We start from the raw sequence: 17,873 nt of genomic DNA on the forward strand, positions 1-17,873 counted from the left end.
GCGCCGGCCCGTTCGTCGTGATCAGGCCGCCGCGCGAGCCTGGGCGAGGACCGACTTCATCGCCTCGATCGCCTCGGCGCCCTTGGTGCCGTCGGGGCCGCCGCCCTGGGCCATGTCGGGCCGGCCACCGCCGCCCTGCCCGCCCAGCGCAGCGACTGCCGCCTTGACCAGATCGACTGCGCTCAGGCTGCCGACCAGGTCGTCGGTCACGCCCACCGCAACCGATGCGCGGCCGTCATTGACCGCGACCAGCGCTGCGACGCCCGAACCGATCCGAGCCTTGGCCTCGTCGACCGCGCCGCGCAGTGCCTTGGGCTCCAGTCCGTCGAGTACCTGGCCCGAGAAATTGATGCCGTTGATCTGCTCAAGACCCGCCGCGGGTGGCGAACCGGCCCCGCCGCCCAGTGCCAGTGCCTTCTTTGCATCGGCCAGTTCGCGCTCCAGCCGGCGGCGCTCGTCGAGCAGCGCAGCGACGCGTGCCGGCACCTCGTCCGGGGTCGACTTCAGCACCGAGGCGGCCTCGCGCAGGCGCTCGTCGCGCTGGGTGAGCCACAGCCGGGCGGCATCGCCGGTCAGCGCCTCGATCCGGCGAATGCCCGACTGAATGGCGCTCTCGGTGATGATCTTGAAGAGCGCGATATCGCCCAGCGCGTTGACATGGGTGCCGCCGCACAACTCGACCGAATAGGACGAATCCTCGCCTAGTCCCATCGAGAGCACGCGAACCTCGTCGCCATATTTCTCGCCGAACAACGCCATCGCGCCTGCGGCAACCGCGTCGTCCGGCGTCATCAACCGCGTGGAGACTTCCTGGTTCGCACGGATATGGGCGTTCACCTCGGCCTCGATCGCGGCAATATCGTCCGGGCTGAGCGCTGCATTGTGCGAGAAGTCGAAGCGCAGGCGATCGGGCGCGACCAGGCTGCCTTTCTGCGTGACATGCGCGCCCAGCCGATGGCGCAGCGCCGCGTGGAGCAGATGGGTCGCCGAATGGTTCGACCGCACCTGATCACGGCGCACGACATCGATCGCCAGATGCACGCTGTCGCCCACTGCGATCTCGCCTGCCTCGATCGTCGAGTGATGCGCGTGAAGCCTGCCAAGCGGCTTCGACGTGTCGTCAACGACCGCCCGCAACCCCTTGTCGGTGCTGATGATTCCGGCGTCACCCATCTGTCCGCCGGACTCGCCGTAGAAGGGCGTCTGATTGGTCAGCACGATGACGCTGTCGCCGGCGGTCGCACGCTCGACCCGGGCGCCGTCCTTGATCAGCGCAACAACCTGGCCCTCGCCTTCGGTCGACGCGTAACCGGTGAATTCGGTCCCGCCGAGTTCGTCGGCAATGTCGAACCAGACTTCCTCGCTCGCCTTTGCGCCCGATCCCTTCCAGGCGGCGCGGGCATTTGCCTTCTGCTCGGCCATCGCCGTGTCGAATCCGGCACGGTCGACCTGCAGCCCCTGGCCGCGCAGTGCATCCTCGGTCAGGTCGTAGGGGAAGCCGAACGTGTCGTATAGCTTGAAGGCGGTGGCACCGGGCAGCGTGTCGCCCTCGCTCATGCCCTGCGTCGCTTCGTCGAGCAGGCGCAGGCCGTTCGACAGCGTCTGGCGGAACCGGGTTTCCTCCTGCAGCAGCGTCGCCTCGATCAGCGGCTGTGCCCGGACCAGCTCGGGAAAGGCAGCGCCCATTTCGGCGACCAGGCTGGGCACCATGCGGTGCATCAGCGGATCCTTGGCACCCAGCAGGTGCGCGTGGCGCATCGCGCGGCGCATGATGCGCCGAAGCACATAGCCGCGGCCCTCATTGGCCGGCAGCACGCCGTCGGCGACCAGGAATCCCGCCGAACGCAGATGATCGGCGATCACCCGGTGGCTCGCCTGATTGTCGCCCGTCGTCACCGTGCCGGTCAGCGCGCCGCTCTCCGCGATCAGCGCCTTGAACGTGTCGGTGTCGTAATTGTCGTGCACGCCCTGCAGCACCGCCGCGACGCGCTCCAGGCCCATGCCGGTATCGATGCTCGGGCGCGGCAGGTCGCCGATGATCTCGTCATTCTCCTGCAGGAACTGCATGAAGACGAGGTTCCAGATCTCGACGAACCGGTCGCCATCCTCCTCGGGCGATCCCGGCGGGCCGCCCCAGATATGATCGCCATGGTCGTAGAAGATTTCCGAACACGGTCCGCACGGGCCGTCCGAACCCATCGCCCAGAAATTATCCTTGGTCGGGATGCGGATGATCCGCTCCTCCGGCAGGCCGGCGATTTTCTTCCACAGGTCGAATGCCTGGTCGTCGGTGTGATAGACGGTCGCGGTCAGCTTGGCCGCGGGAATGCCCCATTCCTTCGTGAGCAGCGTCCACGCATGCGTGATCGCCTGCTCCTTGAAATAGTCGCCGAACGAGAAGTTGCCGAGCATCTCGAAGAAGGTGTGATGGCGGGCGGTGTAGCCGACATTGTCCAGGTCGTTGTGCTTGCCGCCGGCGCGAACGCACTTCTGGCTGCTGGTCGCGCGGTTGTACGGGCGCGTTTCCAGCCCGGTGAACACGTTCTTGAACGGCACCATGCCCGCATTGACGAACATCAGCGTCGGATCATTGTGCGGGACGAGCGGCGCCGACGCCACCCGGGCATGGCCCTGGCTTTCGAAATAGTCGAGAAACGAGCGGCGGATATCGTTGGTGGACGTCATGCGTGCGACTTAGGGCGGAGCGCGGCTTCGCTCAAGTGAAACGCATCGATGAGCGCGATCGAACCCGACGGTGTTGCACCGGTGCGTCAGCCCAGTGGCCGGTCGATCGTCGAGGGCGGCTCGCTGAACCATTTCGGACCGGCGGCAGTCATGTGGAAGCAATCCTCGATGCGGATGCCGAAGCTGCCGGGAATGTAGATGCCGGGCTCGTTCGAGAAGCACATGCCGGCAGCCAGTCTGGTCGTCTCGCAGCGGACCAGGTTGACCGGCTCGTGCCCGTCCATGCCGATGCCGTGGCCGGTGCGGTGCGACAGGCCGGGCAGCTTGTAGTCGGGGCCGTAACCGAGCGTCTTATAATAGGCGCGGACCGCATCATCGACGCTGCCCGCGGTTGCGCCAATGCGGGCGGCGTCGAAGGCGATCTGCTGGCCGCGGCGCATCTGGTCCCAGACCTTGCGCTGCTCCGCGGTCGCCTCGCCAAAGGCGAAGCTGCGCGATACGTCGGCCTGATAGCCCTGGACGGTGCAGCCGCAGTCCATCAGCACGATCTCGCCGCGCCGAACCGCCTGCGGCTTGCCCGAGCCGTGCGGATAGGCGGCTGCCTCGCCCAGCAGCACCAACGCGAATTCGGGCCGCCCGCCCAGCTTGACCGTCGCCGCATTCATCAGCGCGCCGATCTGCGCCGGAGTCATGCCGGCCTCGATCCTCGGCACGGTGAAGCTATAGGCTGCGATCGTCACGTCGGTCGCCTGCTGCATCAGCGCGATCTCGGCGGGCGTCTTGATCATCCGGCATCCGCGGACCACCGGATTGGCAGAAACCAGCCTGGCACCGGGCAGCGCGCGTTGCAGGCCCGCCACCGCGAAATAGCGCACCGTTTCCTCGATCCCGACCGGGCGCGTCGCCAGCCGCCGGTCCTTCAGGAAGCCAGCGACGACCGCCAGCGGATCCTCATGCTCCTGCCAGACGCGAACCTCCGCCGGGATGCCGAGCGATTCGCGGACCGACGGTTCCTCGAAGAACGGGGTGACGATGCAGGGCTCGCCCTCGACCGGCAGGATCGCGGCGGTCAGCCGCTCGCTGCGGCTCCAGCGGACGCCGGTGAAGTAGATCAGCGACGATCCCGGCTCGATCAGGACTGCGCCGATCCCGTTCGCCTTCATCAGCGCCTGGGCCCGGGCGACGCGCCGGGCGCGCTCATCGGGACCGATCGGGACGGCACCTTGCGTCAGATCCTGCAACGCCTCCAGATCGGGTTCCGCCGCGCGCAGCATCGACGAGACGCCGAACAGGGGCAGCGTCGCTGCAGCGGCGATCAGGGAGCGTCGGGTCAGGGTCATCGGGTTCCTCCTGGCACCGCGATACGGTTCTTGACCCGGCGACAACAATCCCCTTCCTTGCGCGCACGTGTGTAAAGGGGATCCCGAGTGGGCAAGCGACTAACCTGGTTCATTCTGGCCGGCCTGATCTTCGGCGGACTGATCGGCTGGGTCCTGAACATCAGCCTGGACGACAATGGCGGCGCGGGCACGCAGCAGCTCGCCGATATCGCCTATTATCTCGACATCCCCACCCAGATGTTCCTGCATCTGATCAAGATGATCATCGCCCCGCTGGTGGTTTCGACGCTGGTCGTGGGCATCGCCCATATGGGCGGCGGCGGCGCGATCGGCCGGGTCGGGCTGAAGGCGTTCCTGTGGTTCGTGACCGCCAGCCTGGTCTCGCTGACGCTGGGGCTGTTGCTGGTCAATCTGCTCGAACCGGGCGTCGGGGTGAACCTGGCTTTGCCCGCGCGCGATGCCGCCAGCGGGGTCGACCGCTCCGGCTTCGATGCCGCGAAATTCTTCATCCACCTGATCCCCACCTCCGCCATCGACGCGATGGCGAAGAACGACATTCTTCAGATCGTCATCTTCTCGCTGTTCTTCGGCGTCGGCCTGGCCGCCGTGGGGGAAAAGGGCGCGCCGATCGTGCGCGGGATGGAAGCGCTGGTCGCAGTCATGCTGACCGTGACCGGCTATGTCATGCTGTTCGCACCGATCGCGGTGTTCTGCGCCGTCGCGCGCACGCTGGCAACCAAGGGGTTCGGCGTCGTCGGCCAGCTCGCCTATTTCATGGGCAGCTTCTATATCGGTCTCGCCGTGCTGTGGGCGGTCCTGCTCGGCGCCTGCTATCTCGTCATCGGCCGGCGGACGGGCACGCTGTTCCGCTATCTGCGCGATCCGATCCTGCTGGGCTTCTCGACCGCATCGTCGGAGGCGGCCTATCCGCGCACGCTCGACGCGCTGGACCGGTTCGGCGTGCCGCCCAAGATCGCCAGCTTCGTCCTGCCGCTGGGCTATTCGTTCAACCTCGACGGCTCGATGATGTACATGACCTTCGCGTCGATCTTCATCGCCCAGGCCTATGGCATTCAGCTCGACTGGGGCACGATGATCACGATGCTGCTGATGCTGATGATCACCAGCAAGGGGATCGCCGGTGTGCCGCGCGCCAGCCTGGTCGTGATTACCGGCACGCTGTCGCATTTCGACATTCCGGAGGCCGGCATCCTGTTGATCCTGGCGGTCGATCATTTCCTCGACATGGGCCGCACCGCGACCAACGTCGTCGGCAATGCGGTGGCCGCCGCAGTCGTCGCGCGCTGGGAAGGCCAGCTCGACGCCCCCCAGCCGCCCGACATGGACATCGTGCCTGCAACTGGCACGCCGGTGACGCCCGAAGTCGACAAGTTCGAGGATTATGGCGAGACGCCGCGGGGGTGATGGCGGGGGGCTGAAGGATATCGGGTCGCTATGGAAGTGGCCCGCGCGCATCGAGCGGTATCGCTCACGCATTCGATCCAAAGCGACAATCCTCTCCCGGAGGGAGAGGGGGACCGCGAAGCGGTGGAGAGGGATTGCCCACCAACGCTGGTCTCGTTCGAGGCAGCTCCCTCTCCACCATGCTGCGCATGGTTCCCCTCTCCCTCCGGGAGAGGATTTGGGGCCTTAGTCGTTTAGGTCTTTCAAGGCCTCATCGGCGCGCTTTCGGTGACGTCGGAGTCCGCTGGCCCGCCATGTGGCAACCCGCGTCTCGGCCCACACCTCAGGCATATGCGTAAGGCCCGCCCTTCTCCAGCGCGGCCTGATAGGCTGGGCGGGCGTGGATGCGGTCGAGCCACGCCTTGATCGCCGGGCGACCTTCGGTTGCGCCGGAGCGGGTCACCGCCGCCTCTAGCGGGAAGCTCATCATCACATCGGCGGCAGTGAAGGAGTCGCCGGCAAACCACTCGCGGCTGGCCAGTTCGGACTCGACCCAGTCGAGATGGACGTCGACCATTGGCCGGAACTTCTTGAGCGCGACCTTGCCCATCAGCGGGACCTTGCCGAGCACCAGCGTGACGAACAGCACCGGCATCAGCGAGCCCTCGGCATAATGGAGGAAGTGGCGATAGCGCAGCGCATCACCGCGATCGCCCGGCGCGCCAAGCCGACCGTCCGCCTTCTCGACCAGATATTCGATGATCGCGCCGGTCTCGGCAATCGTCTGGCCGTCACCGGTGATCACCGGTGACTTGCCCAGGGGATGGACCTGGCGAAGCTCCGGGGGTGAGAGCATCGTCGCCTTGTTCCGCTCATAGCGCTTGACCGTATAGGGAAGCGCCAGTTCCTCGAGCAGCCAAAGCACCCGCTGCGACCGCGAATTTTCCAGGTGGTGGACGGTAATGGTCATGGCGATCGAGTCCCCTGCAATAACCGACCCAGCCTAGCGAACCCACCGGCTTTGTCGAATGCCGAGCGTGGTGACGCGGCTTCCGCATTCGGCCGTGCGGACAGACGATTGCCTGTCCTGCCTGCCAGGCGTCAGGCGACCGAAGCCGGCCCATCCACGGCGACGAGATTCGGGCACAACGCCGAGAGCCCGGCGCGGGCGGGCGCCGGGCTTCCCGATGGGACGGGTCCCGTGACCACCGCCGACACGAGCATGTCGGCGCGGCCGAAACTGTCGAGGGAAGGCGGGGCAGCGCTCGGCCACCCCTGCCCTACTCAGAGATCTTCGTCGTCGCCGTCATCCGCGTCAGGACCGGCCATCATCTCTTCGGCCACCTGGGCGGTGCGGTTGCGGATCGCGGCTTCGAGCCGGGCGCAGAGCTCGGTATTCTCCTTGAGGAAATTCTTCGAATTCTCGCGGCCCTGGCCGATGCGGACGCTGTCATAGCTGAACCATGCGCCCGACTTCTCGACCAGACCGGCCTTGACGCCGAGGTCGAGGATCTCGCCGATCTTCGAAATGCCCTCGCCATACATGATGTCGAATTCGACCTGCTTGAACGGCGGGGCGACCTTGTTCTTCACCACCTTCACGCGGGTCGCGTTGCCGATGATCTCGTCACGGTCCTTGATCTGGCCGGTGCGACGGATGTCGAGACGAACCGAAGCGTAGAATTTCAGCGCGTTGCCGCCGGTCGTGGTTTCCGGATTGCCGTACATCACGCCGATCTTCATGCGCAGCTGGTTGATGAAGATCACCATGCAGCGCGAGCGGCTGATCGATCCGGTCAGCTTGCGCAGCGACTGCGACATCAGCCGGGCCTGAAGGCCGACATGGCTGTCGCCCATCTCGCCCTCGATCTCGGCGCGCGGCACCAGTGCCGCCACCGAGTCGACCACCAGCACGTCGATCGCGTTGGAACGCACCAGCGTATCGACGATTTCCAGCGCCTGCTCGCCGGTATCCGGCTGTGACACGATCAGCTCGTCGATGTTCACGCCAAGCTTCTTGGCATAGACCGGATCGAGCGCATGCTCCGCGTCGACGAACGCGGCGGTGCCGCCGGTCCGCTGCGCCTCGGCGATGACGTGCAGCGCCAGCGTCGTCTTGCCCGAGCTTTCCGGGCCATAGACCTCGATCACGCGGCCGCGCGGCAGCCCGCCGACGCCGAGCGCGATGTCGAGCCCCAGCGATCCGGTCGAGATCGCCTCGACCTGCATCGTCTCCTTCGACCCGAGCCGCATCGCCGAGCCCTTGCCGAAGGCGCGGTCGATCTGCGCGAGTGCGGCGTCCAGCGCCTTTTGACGGTCGTTCGAAGTCGCCATCTTGTTGTCGATCACCTTGAGTGAAGCAGCCATTCGAGGTCCCCGTCGCTAATCGGTTTGGGTCGTGGGTACAACCGTGTTGGAAACGACGTATTCCATTTGTTCTGGCGGAACAAGGGTAGAACTGAGATTCTGGAACAAAAAGTGTCCAAAACCGATGCGACTGCGATTGCAATCAGAAAAGCATGCGCAGCGGATTGGCCGGATCCGCCAGCAGTTTCACGGTCAAGGCCACCGACATGATGACGAGCAGCGGCCTTACGCCCCGTCCGCCGAAGCGGATCGCCAGCCGCGCGCCCAGCTGGTTGCCGACGATATTCGCCGCGGCCATCGACAGGCCGAGGACCCACATCACCTTGCCGCCGCCGATCATCGCCAGCAACCCGGCGACATTGGTCGCGAGGTTGAGGAACTTCGCATTGGCGATCGCGCGCACCAGCCCCAGCCCGCCCAGCGCGACCATCACCGTGATCAGGAACGATCCCGCGCCCGGCCCGAAAAAGCCGTCATAGAATCCCACTCCGGCGACCGCCAGCGAGAGCCCGGCCCGCCCCAGTCGCGCATGACGATCGACATCGCTCATCGGCGGGGCCAGCAGGAAGTACAGCCCCATCAGGATCAGCAGCACGGGAACGAGGCCCGCCAGGATCGAGGGATCGATATGCTGAACCGTCACCGCGCCCGCCACCGACCCGGCAAAGGCCGATGCGGCCGGAACCGCGAAGCGGCGCAGGTCGACATGTCCCGCCTTCCAGAAGGCGAGGAAGGAGGATGCCGTGCCGATGCTGCTCTGAAGCTTGTTGGTCGCCAGCGCGGAGACCGGCGGCACGCCGATGGCCATCAGCGCCGGAATGGTCAGCAATCCGCCTCCGCCGGCCATCGCATCGATCGTCCCCGCCACCAGGGCAACCGTCATCAGCAAGGCGAGCAGTTCGAACGTCAGGTCCATCGCGGCGCCGATAGTCGCCCTTCACCGCCACGGCCAGCCCGCTTCGTCGACCGACGCGTTCAGCCTCAGTGACGCGCCGCGCCGTCGAGGTGTCGCAACTTGTCGGGATTGCGCTGGATATAGATGCCGATGATCCGGCCCTCGCGGATCTCGAACGCCGTGGTCTGGATCAACCCATCCGATTCGCGACTGATGAATCCGGGCAGGCCGTTGATCACGGCATAGCGCAGAAGCTGCGACGGCCCCTTGCGGAACAGCACCGCAAAGCCCTTGTGCAGCTTCGCCACAAGATCGGCACCCTCGATGATCGCAGGCGCAGCCGGCCGCACCCCGCCCCCGTCCGAATGCATGGCGACGTCCGCCGCCAGCAACGCGCTAAGCCCCTTCATGTCGCCGCTGCGCGATGCCGCGAAGAAGGCCCGGGCGATGTCCATCCCGTGCGGCTCGCTGACCTCGAACCTCGGACGGTCGGCGCGGACATGGGCCCGCGCCCGGGTGGCCAGCTGGCGACAGGCAGCGGGTTCGCGCCCGATCGTCACGGCGATCTCGTCGAACCCCACCCCGAAGACGTCATGCAGCAGGAAGGCGGCGCGTTCGAGCGGCGACAGTCTTTCGAGCGCCAGCAGCAGCGGAAGGGTCACGTCCTCGACCTCCCCTTCCCCCTCCTCGACCACCGGCTCGGGCAGCCAGGGCCCGACATAGGTCTCGCGCCGCACCCGGGCGGACTTGAGCTGGTCGAGGCACAGCCGCATCACCACCCGCCGCAGCCAGGCTTCCGGTTCGGCAATGACCGACCGGTCGGCGCGGTGCCATCTGAGATAGGCCTCCTGGACCATATCCTCGGCATCCGCGACCGAGCCCAGCATGCGATAGGCGACCCGGCTGAGCCGGGGACGCAGCGGATCGAAGCTGGCGGCGGCATCCGCCTCGCGCCCGTCCCCGGCCTCGCCCGGCATCAGGCCGCCGCCCGTGCCGGGGCGCTGCCGGGATGGCTCAGCCGAAATCCGGCGCCGATCCGGTTGAAGGCGTTGATCGCGCCGATCATCAGCGTCAGGCTGACCCGCTCGGCTTCACTGAACTCGGCCTCGACCATTGCGTAATCCTCGTCCGCCACGCCCTGCGGCGTCAGCCGGGTCAGCGCCTCGGTCCAGGCCAGCGCCGCCCGCTCCCGCGCGGTATAGAGCGGCGATTCGCGCCAGGCGTCCAGCATGAAGATGCGCATCTCGCTTTCCCCCGCCTTGCGCGCGTCGAGAGCGTGCATGTGCAGGCAGATCGCGCAGTGATTGAGCTGCGAGGCGCGGATCTTCACCAGTTCCTGCAGCGGCGTCTCGATCCCGCTGTGCCGCGCCGCGGTCATCGCGAAGTCGATCAACGGCTGGGTCAGTTGCGGCTGGGTCAGATACGGATTCATACGTTCGGTCATCGTCACGGTCCTTGTCGGTCGGGCTCATTCCCGCCGTCATGACGATATCGCGGCGGCGCGTGTGACATGGCCGGCCGGCATCGCGGCACGATCCTGTACAACCCGTTGAATGAGCGCGTGATATTTATCGCGATCGAACTGTGCCGGGACCTGCACCGCACCGCCCTCTCAAAAAGAAGCATTGTGGCGAAATCGCGCGTTGCGGTCCGCGCCGAAACCCCTAGAGGCGCATCATGGCTCAGCACCCGCTTCGGTTTGCCAATTTCCGCTATTATCTGATCGCCCGCTTCTGTTCGACGCTGGCGCAGATGGCGATGGTCATCGTCATCGGCTGGCAGGTCTACGACATTGCCCGCCGCACCATGGGCATCAAGGAAGCCGCGTTCCAGCTCGGCCTGATCGGCGTCGCCCAGTTCATCCCGCTGCTGTTCCTGTCGCTGTTCGCCGGCTGGGTCGCCGACCGGATCGACCGGCGCTGGATCGCCCGATCGGCTGTCGGGCTCGAGGCATTGTGCGCGCTCAGTCTCGCCTGGCTCACCTGGTCGGATACGGTCAGCCTGCCTGCCCTGTTCGGCATCGCCTCGTTGCTGGGGGTCGCCCGCGCCTTTGCCGGACCGTCGCTCGGCGCGCTGGCGCCGAACCTCGTCCCGCGGGAGATCCTTCCGACGGCGATCGCGCTGAGTTCGAGCGCCTGGCAGGGCGCGGCGGTGATGGGTCCGGCGATGGGCGGCTATCTCTATGCCGCCACCGACTGGCTGCCCTATGCGGTTTCCGGAACCCTGTTCCTCCTGTCCTTCACCATGTTGATGCTGATCGGCCCGGTCCCGCGGACCAAGGTCGTCAGCACCGCCAGCCCCTGGCGGCAGATGGTCGACGGCCTTTTCTACGTGCGGCGCAACCGGCTTGTGCTGGGCGCCATCTCGCTGGATCTGTTCGCCGTGCTGCTCGGCGGGGCGACCGCGATGCTGCCGGTCTATGCCCGCGATATCCTGATGGTCGGCGCCGATGGGCTGGGCCATCTGCGTGCGGCCCCGGCGCTGGGCGCGGTCAGCATCGCGCTGATCTTCTCGTGGCGCCCGCTGAAGACCGAGGTCGGCAAGAAGATGCTGATCGCGGTCGGCGTCTTCGGACTGGCGACGATCGTGTTCGGCCTGTCCGCGCCGATTCTCATCCGCCTGCTCGGCCCTTCGGCGATCGGCAGCGACCTGGCGCCCGCGGTGCTGCTGGCGCTGGTCGCGCTGTTCGTGCTGGGCGCCGCCGACATGGTGTCGGTCTATGTCCGCCAGTCGCTGATCCAGATCTACACGCCCGACGAGATGCGCGGCCGCGTCGGCGCGGTGTCGACCCTCTTCATCTCGGGATCGAACGAGCTGGGCGAGGCCGAGTCCGGCTTTCTCGCCGCGCTGGTCGGTCCGGTCGCCGCAGTCGTCGGCGGCGGAATCGGCGCGATCCTTGTCACGATCGCCTGGGCCAGGCTATTTCCGGAACTTCGGCGGGCACGCACCTTTGATCCCCCTGAAACTCTGGAATTGCCCCCCAAGGAGATGACCACATGAAGGCGAACACGATCCTCGAGACGATCGGAAACACGCCCCATATTCGTGTCCAGCGCCTGTTCCCCGGTTCGGAAGTCTGGATCAAGTCCGAGCGATCGAACCCCGGCGGCTCGATCAAGGACCGGATCGCGCTGGCGATGGTCGAGGCGGCGGAGGCCGATGGCAGCCTGAAGCCCGGCGGCACGATCGTCGAACCGACCAGCGGCAACACCGGCGTCGGCCTGGCCATGGTCGCCGCGGTGAAGGGCTACAAGCTGATCCTGGTCATGCCCGAGAGCATGAGCCTGGAGCGTCGCCGCCTGATGCTCGCCTATGGCGCCAGCTTCGACCTGACCCCGCGCGAGAAGGGCATGAAGGGCGCGATCGAGCGGGCGATGGAGATCGTCGACTCGACGCCCGGCGCCTGGATGCCGCAGCAGTTCGAGAATGGCGCGAACATCGATGTCCATGTCCGCACGACGGCCCAGGAAATCCTGAACGACTTCGCCGACAGCCCGATCGACGTCGTGATCACCGGCGTCGGCACCGGCGGCCACATCACCGGCGTTGCCGAGACGCTGAAGAAGGCGTGGCCGGGCGTGAAGGTCTATGCGGTCGAACCCGAGCTCTCGCCGGTGATCTCGGGCGGCCAGCCGGGCCCGCACCCGATTCAGGGCATCGGTGCCGGGTTCGTCCCGCGCAACCTGCACACCGACGCGATCGATGGGGTGATCAAGGTCGATGCCGCGATCGCCAAGGACATGGCCCGCCGCGCAGCCAGCGAGGAAGGCATGCTGGTCGGCATCTCGTCCGGCGCCACGCTGGCCGCGATCCTTCAGAAGCTGCCCGACCTGCCCGAAGGCAGCCGGGTGCTCGGCTTCAATTACGACACCGGCGAGCGCTATCTGAGCGTGCCCGACTTCCTTCCGGAAGCCTGATCGCCTTGGCGCGCGTGCGGGATTGGCCGCTTGGCCGATGCCGCACGCGCGGCCTGATTATTTCGGCATGGTTCCAACTTGCGCATCCGTGCGTTAAGGCGCGCGGCCCGACGCCCCATGGAGCATGATCTTGACCGACCGTCCGACTTTCCCTCACCTGCCCGTCGCACGCTGAGAGCCGGACCCTCGCGCATGAAGATCGCCGCCACTCGATCGGGCACGCCCCTGCCCATCCTCGTCATCCTGCTGCTGATCGGCCTGGTCGCCATCGCTGCTCCGGTCCTGATCGTCAGCCTGACGCCGCGGGTGGTGGTCACCAAGCCGCCACGGGTCGTGATCTCGACCCGCATCGTCCCGCGCACCGAACTGCCTCCGGTCGAACCGGTCGAGCTGCAACCGGTCGATCCCGATGATGCGCGGTCGGTCAATGCCGCCATTCCGTTCTCGACCAAGCCCAATCCCGCCGCCCGCCCCTTTCGCGTCTTCGGCAGCGCCGACAGCCAGGCGCGCGCCGTCGATTGCCTGGCGGCCGCGGTCTATTACGAGGCCGGAAACGATGCCGTCGGCCAGCGCGCAGTGGCCCAGGTCATCCTCAACCGCATGCGCCACCCGGCCTTTCCGAAAAGCGTCTGCGGCGTCGTATTCCAGGGCTGGGAACGCAGCACCGGATGCCAGTTCACCTTCACCTGCGACGGTGCGATGTTCCGCTACAAGCCGAGTGCGGCGTCCTGGACGCGCGCGCGCGACGTCGCCAGCACCGCGCTGAACGGATCGGTCTACGCCCCGGTCGGCCACGCCACCCATTATCATACCGACTGGGTCGTCCCCTATTGGTCGTCCAGCCTCGAGAAGATCACCGAGGTGCACACGCATCTGTTCTTCCGCTGGGCGGGCTGGTGGGGCACCCCGCCCGCCTTCAACCGCAGCTATACCGGGGCGGAACCGAACATCGCGCGCATGTCGCTGCTCTCCGCATCCTTCTCGGGCGATCCGGGCGCGCCTCCAACGCCCGCGACGGAGCCGACCGAGGCCTCTCTCGACCCGCTTGCGTCGGTCGATCCGGAGTCGATCAAGGCGACCGATGTGCCCGAGGCAATGGGTGCGGACCCCGACAGCTTCCTCGTCACCCTGCCCAAGGGGATGAACGCGGAGAATTTCGCGAGCCTTGCGATCCGCACCTGCGGCGAGCGCAAGAAGTGCAAGTTCATGGCGTGGAGCGAGGCCGGCCAGACGCCCAGGACGCTTCCGCTCGACAGTGGCCAGGTCTCGACCATGGCGTTCAGCTACCTGCGCGATCTCGACACCGGCTATGCCAAGGCGCTGTGGAATTGCCGGCTTCATCGCCGGCCCAGCCCGGTCCAGTGCATGCGCGACCAGCCGCTGGGGCGGCCCGCGACGCCGGCCGTCGAGGCGGCACCGACGGATCTGGAAGGCAAGCCGACCAGCCCTGCGGGCCTGAGCGGCGTGCGGCGCCGGGAGCCCGCGGCCGCACCTGCCCCCGCACCGATGCCCAGCCCCGCCGCCGCGCCCGTTGCCGAACCGGCGCGGTCCGGACGGGTGCAGCGCAGGTTCAGGCTGCCCGCGGCGGATCCGTCTCCGGTACCGACGCCGACGACCCGCTGACGCAATAATTTAGTTCGTGCCGGGTTGCTCCAGGCGGAGCAGTTCGCTCATCGTCACGGCGCGATAGCCGCGGTCCTTCAGGCCGGTGAGGATCAGCGGCAGGGCCCGGCGCGCGGTATCGCGGCGTCGGTACATGGCATGGATCAGGATGATCGAGCCGGGGCGGACCTGCTTCAGGACCTGGTCGGAGAACGCCTTCGGATCGCTCGTCTCCGGATCCTCGATGTCCCACATGATCGTGCGGTGTCCGGTACGGGCAAGCGCGATCGGCAGGCCGGTCAGTTTCTTGCCATAGGGCGGCCGGAACAGCAGCGCGGCGTCGCCGCCTTCCCGGCGCAAGAGCGCGTCGGTGTCGCGGATGTCACCCTCATAGGCATCTGGGAAGAGACCCCACATCCGCTCGTGGCGATAGCTGTGATTGGCGATCTGGTGGCCCGCCGCGACCAGGCGGCGCGCCTGACCCGGATCGGCGACCAGATCGGCGCCGGTCAGGAAGAAGGTTGCCTTCGTGCCCTCAGGCGTCAGCGTCTGCAGGAAATAGTCGACACCCTCGGGGGTCGGGCCGTCATCGAAGGTCAGCGCGACGATCTTCTCGCTGGTCTCCACCCGACAGACCGGGGTGCCCACCCATTGCCAGCATCGTGCCCGGCTGGTCAGGAACCCGCCCAGCACCAACACCACGACGAGGATCAGCAAGATGCCGGGGATCCACCAGCGTCGGCGGATCCGCGTCATGTCAGTTGAGCGCCTCGAGCGCCTTTTCTACTGCGTTCATCGTGAAGGGCTTGCCCAGCACAGGACGTCCCCTGTGCGCTTCCGCCACCGTATCGCCGCTTCCGCCGGTCGCCAGGATGAACGGGATTCCGTCCGCCGCCAGCCGATCCGCGATCGGCCAGCTCTGTTCGCCGCCCCGAAGGTTGACGTCCATGATCGCGGCGTCGATCCCGCCCTGGGCGATCAGATCGAGCGCGCCCGAAACGCTGTCGGCAGTGCCGGCAACCTGACGGTCGAGCATCTCGAGGAAATCCTCGAGCATCATGGAGATGAGCGGTTCGTCTTCGACGATCAGGATGCGATTTAGCGCTGACATAGATGCCGGCCTTCGCAGATTGCGGCCGTAACGCCAAGCTATTTCGGTGCGAGAACGTCTCTCGCGGCTTCCGCAAGTTGCTGCACCGAAAAGGGTTTCGGCAGGAAAGCGACATTGTGAAGGTCGATCGAGCGGCGCAGCTGTTCTTCCGCATAGCCCGACATGAACAGGATCGGCAGGTCGGGGTAACGCTCGCGCACATGGCGGGCCATGGTCGGCCCGTCCATGGACGGCATGACCACGTCGGAGATCAGCAGTTCGGGTCGTTCGACCTGATCGAGCAGCTCCAGCGCAGCCTCGCCATTCTCGGCGGTCAGCACCGTATAGCCCTGGCGGGTCAGCGCCCGCTCGGCGATGGCGCGCACCATGTCGTTGTCCTCGACGACCAGGATGGTGCCCGTGCCCCAGGTGTCGAGCGACCGTTCCTTCGTCGGTGCGGGCAACTTGGCGATGGTCGCCTCGGTGGCGGTGTGAACGGGCAGGTAGATGACGAACTCGGCACCGCCCGATGGCTGGTTGCCCGCGAAGATGAACCCGCCCGACTGCTTGATGATGCCGTAGACGGTCGACAGCCCCAGCCCGGTTCCCTTCCCCTTCTCCTTGGTCGTGAAGAACGGCTCGAAGATCTTTCCCAGGATGTCCGCAGGGATGCCCGCGCCGGTGTCGGCGATGCGCAGCGAGGTATAGTCGCCGACCGGAAGGAAATCGTCGTCCATCTGGCGGACCTGCGACGCCGCCACCGCCGCCGTCTCGATCGTCACCGTGCCGCCGCCGCGCTCGCTCTTCGTCAGCATCGCGTCGCGGGCGTTGACGACCAGGTTGACGACGACCTGCTCCAGCTGTCCCGGATCGGCACGCACCGGCCCCAGATTCCGGCCGTGCCGGACCTCCAGATGCACCGTCTCGCCCAGCAGGCGCTTCAACAGGTTCGACACTTCCGAAATCACGTCGGGCAACTGCAGCACCTGCGGGCGCAGCGTCTGCTGCCGCGAAAAGGCGAGCAGCTGGCGCGTCAGGCTGGCGGCGCGGTTCGAGTTTGCGCGGATCTGCTGGATGTCGTCATAGTCGCTGTCGCCCGGCGAGTGGCGCGACATCATCAGGTCGCAGTGCCCGATGATCGCGGTCAGGATGTTGTTGAAGTCGTGGGCGACGCCGCCGGCCAGCTGTCCGACCGCCTGCATCTTGATCGCCTGGGCGACCTGGCGCTTCAGCTTCCCTTCCTCGCCCGAATCCTTGAGGCTGATCAGCACCGCCGCATCGCCCAGGCCGCGCGCGGCCGCGATCGTCAGCGCGACCGGTTCCTCGGGCGCGTCGGTGAAGCGGACCGTCATCTCGGCGGACTGAGCAGAGCTGCCGGCGAAACGCCGCACCGTATCGGCCAGCGCCGACTTGTCCTCGCGAACGACGAGATCGCCGGGATAGAGCGGCGGGTTCGCCATGTTGATTCGCGCGGCCCGGACGAACGCATCGTTCATGTGAACGAACCGGCCGTCGCGATCGATCAGCGCCATTCCCGCCGGCAACAGCGCGATCAGCGACCGGACATGCGCCGCCGCGCTTCCGCCGACCGCCGACCCGGCAAGGGTCTGGGGTTCCTCGTCCAGCGCCGCGACCAGCATCGGCGCATCCTCGCCGTCCAAGAACGGGATCTGGAGGATGCGGATCGGCAGGCCCGCGGCGCCGTCGCGCTCGAAACGCACGCGGCCGCTGGCATCGGTCGCCATCAACCGGGCAAAGTCCCTGCCCTCGACCTGCGCCTCTGCATTGCCGGTCGCGCGGGCTCGGAAGACGCGGTTGGCGGATCGAATGCGCCCCTCGGGCGTGATCATCGCCAGCATGATCCCGGCAGCGCCCATGCGGTCGCCCGTCTGCCCGGACAGCAACGTCTCGACCTGCGTGGCCAGGTCCAGCGCCTGGACCCCGATGAAGCGCCACACCAGCGTGTCCTCGCCAACGCGGGCGACGCGCACCGTGACCGGCGCCCCGAACACCTGGATCCCGGCCGTTCGCGCCTCGCCGTCGCGCCATGCGGCATGACCGGCCTCGGTCAGTCGCGAATTCGCGATCTCGCCGATCGGCAGGTCGGGCGGGGTCGGAAAGCCGGCAAACAGGACCTCGTACCGATCATTTGCGCATACCAGGCGCCCGGCACGATCGGTGACGGCAAGCGCATCGTTCGATGCAGCCGCCAGGGCGTGCGCGACCGACCAGTCGATCACCGTCTCCGGCACCTCGACGGTCTGGAACAGCCGCCTGGATGCCAGGAGGACGCCGGCGGCCAGGATCCCGGCGGCGACGAACCCGATCGCGACCGGGCGCTCCCCCAGGCTCAGCAGGATCACCGCCCCTGCCACGAACCCCGCCATCACTGCCGCGAGCAAGGGCAGCAACGATCGCGATGGAGCGGGGGGAGTTGCGGGAAGGGTCGCCATGTCTCGTGTTGAGACGGCATCGCGTGGCGGTCAAGAGAGAGACAAAAATCTCGCCCGTCCCGACGCTTCGCGGCGAATGGCGTGCAGGACCGCCCCCTTTCGCCGGAGCGAAGGGGGCGG

General features: G+C 67.0%; 14 protein-coding genes. 4 read left to right on the forward strand and 10 right to left on the reverse strand.

Annotated features, from left to right (window positions below):
- Positions 1-21: 21 nt before the first annotated feature.
- Together alaS and TPR58_RS11750 are read right to left on the reverse strand one after the other, a co-directional pair.
- The gene (gene alaS, locus TPR58_RS11745; RefSeq protein ID WP_346246857.1) at positions 22-2,685 is read right to left on the reverse strand and encodes an alanine--tRNA ligase; all 2,664 of its coding nucleotides are present in this window, start codon (positions 2,683-2,685) and stop codon (positions 22-24) included.
- A gap of 86 nt (positions 2,686-2,771) precedes the next feature.
- Positions 2,772-4,025 (reverse strand): M24 family metallopeptidase, encoded by a 1,254-nt coding sequence (locus TPR58_RS11750; RefSeq protein WP_346246858.1) that lies wholly within the window; start codon positions 4,023-4,025, stop codon positions 2,772-2,774.
- Positions 4,026-4,112: 87 nt separating this feature from the next.
- Here TPR58_RS11750 and TPR58_RS11755 point away from each other — a divergent pair, with 87 nt between their 5' ends.
- Entirely contained in the window at positions 4,113-5,450 is a 1,338-nt protein-coding gene (locus TPR58_RS11755) for a dicarboxylate/amino acid:cation symporter (RefSeq protein ID WP_346246859.1), read from the forward strand.
- Between the two features lie 322 nt (positions 5,451-5,772).
- Here the strand turns inward: TPR58_RS11755 and TPR58_RS11760 are convergent, their stop codons facing one another.
- From TPR58_RS11760 to TPR58_RS11780, 5 genes are all read right to left on the reverse strand, one after another.
- Positions 5,773-6,399, reverse strand: a complete 627-nt coding sequence (locus TPR58_RS11760; protein ID WP_346246860.1) for a glutathione S-transferase family protein — start codon at positions 6,397-6,399, stop codon at positions 5,773-5,775.
- Positions 6,400-6,713: 314 nt separating this feature from the next.
- Positions 6,714-7,796 (reverse strand): recombinase RecA, encoded by a 1,083-nt coding sequence (gene recA, locus TPR58_RS11765; protein ID WP_346246861.1) that lies wholly within the window; start codon positions 7,794-7,796, stop codon positions 6,714-6,716.
- 142 nt (positions 7,797-7,938) lie between these two features.
- On the reverse strand, positions 7,939-8,712 hold the full coding sequence (locus TPR58_RS11770) for a TSUP family transporter (protein WP_346246862.1): 774 nt from the start codon (positions 8,710-8,712) through the stop codon (positions 7,939-7,941).
- Positions 8,713-8,777: 65 nt separating this feature from the next.
- Positions 8,778-9,668: a sigma-70 family RNA polymerase sigma factor gene (locus TPR58_RS11775; RefSeq protein ID WP_346246863.1), complete on the reverse strand. Its 891-nt coding sequence runs from the start codon at positions 9,666-9,668 to the stop codon at positions 8,778-8,780.
- Positions 9,668-10,135: a carboxymuconolactone decarboxylase family protein gene (locus TPR58_RS11780; protein ID WP_346246864.1), complete on the reverse strand. Its 468-nt coding sequence runs from the start codon at positions 10,133-10,135 to the stop codon at positions 9,668-9,670. The genes TPR58_RS11775 and TPR58_RS11780 overlap by 1 nt, the downstream gene beginning before the upstream one ends.
- 233 nt (positions 10,136-10,368) lie before the next feature.
- On the opposite strand from TPR58_RS11780, the gene TPR58_RS11785 reads away from it, so the two are divergent.
- From TPR58_RS11785 to TPR58_RS11795, 3 genes are all read left to right on the forward strand, one after another.
- The gene (locus tag TPR58_RS11785) at positions 10,369-11,691 is read left to right on the forward strand and encodes an MFS transporter (protein WP_346246865.1); all 1,323 of its coding nucleotides are present in this window, start codon (positions 10,369-10,371) and stop codon (positions 11,689-11,691) included.
- Complete coding sequence (gene cysK / locus TPR58_RS11790; RefSeq protein WP_346246866.1) at positions 11,688-12,608, forward strand: cysteine synthase A; 921 nt, start codon at positions 11,688-11,690, stop codon at positions 12,606-12,608. Before TPR58_RS11785 ends, cysK begins: the two co-directional genes overlap by 4 nt.
- Before the next feature lie 192 nt (positions 12,609-12,800).
- The gene (locus TPR58_RS11795) at positions 12,801-14,231 is read left to right on the forward strand and encodes a cell wall hydrolase (protein WP_346246867.1); all 1,431 of its coding nucleotides are present in this window, start codon (positions 12,801-12,803) and stop codon (positions 14,229-14,231) included.
- 9 nt (positions 14,232-14,240) lie between these two features.
- Here TPR58_RS11795 and TPR58_RS11800 read toward each other — a convergent pair whose 3' ends face one another.
- The 3 genes from TPR58_RS11800 to TPR58_RS11810 are packed head-to-tail and all read right to left on the reverse strand — an operon-like array spanning position 14,241 to position 17,753.
- A complete protein-coding gene (locus tag TPR58_RS11800) occupies positions 14,241-14,966 on the reverse strand; it encodes a polysaccharide deacetylase family protein (protein ID WP_346246868.1) in 726 nt (241 codons plus the stop codon).
- 1 nt (position 14,967) lies between these two features.
- Entirely contained in the window at positions 14,968-15,321 is a 354-nt protein-coding gene (locus tag TPR58_RS11805; protein WP_346246869.1) for a response regulator, read from the reverse strand.
- A gap of 38 nt (positions 15,322-15,359) precedes the next feature.
- On the reverse strand, positions 15,360-17,753 hold the full coding sequence (locus TPR58_RS11810) for a hybrid sensor histidine kinase/response regulator (RefSeq protein ID WP_346246870.1): 2,394 nt from the start codon (positions 17,751-17,753) through the stop codon (positions 15,360-15,362).
- Positions 17,754-17,873 lie beyond the last annotated feature (120 nt).

This window comes from Sphingomonas rustica (genome assembly GCF_039652585.1).
Taxonomy (GTDB): domain Bacteria; phylum Pseudomonadota; class Alphaproteobacteria; order Sphingomonadales; family Sphingomonadaceae; genus Sphingomonas; species Sphingomonas rustica.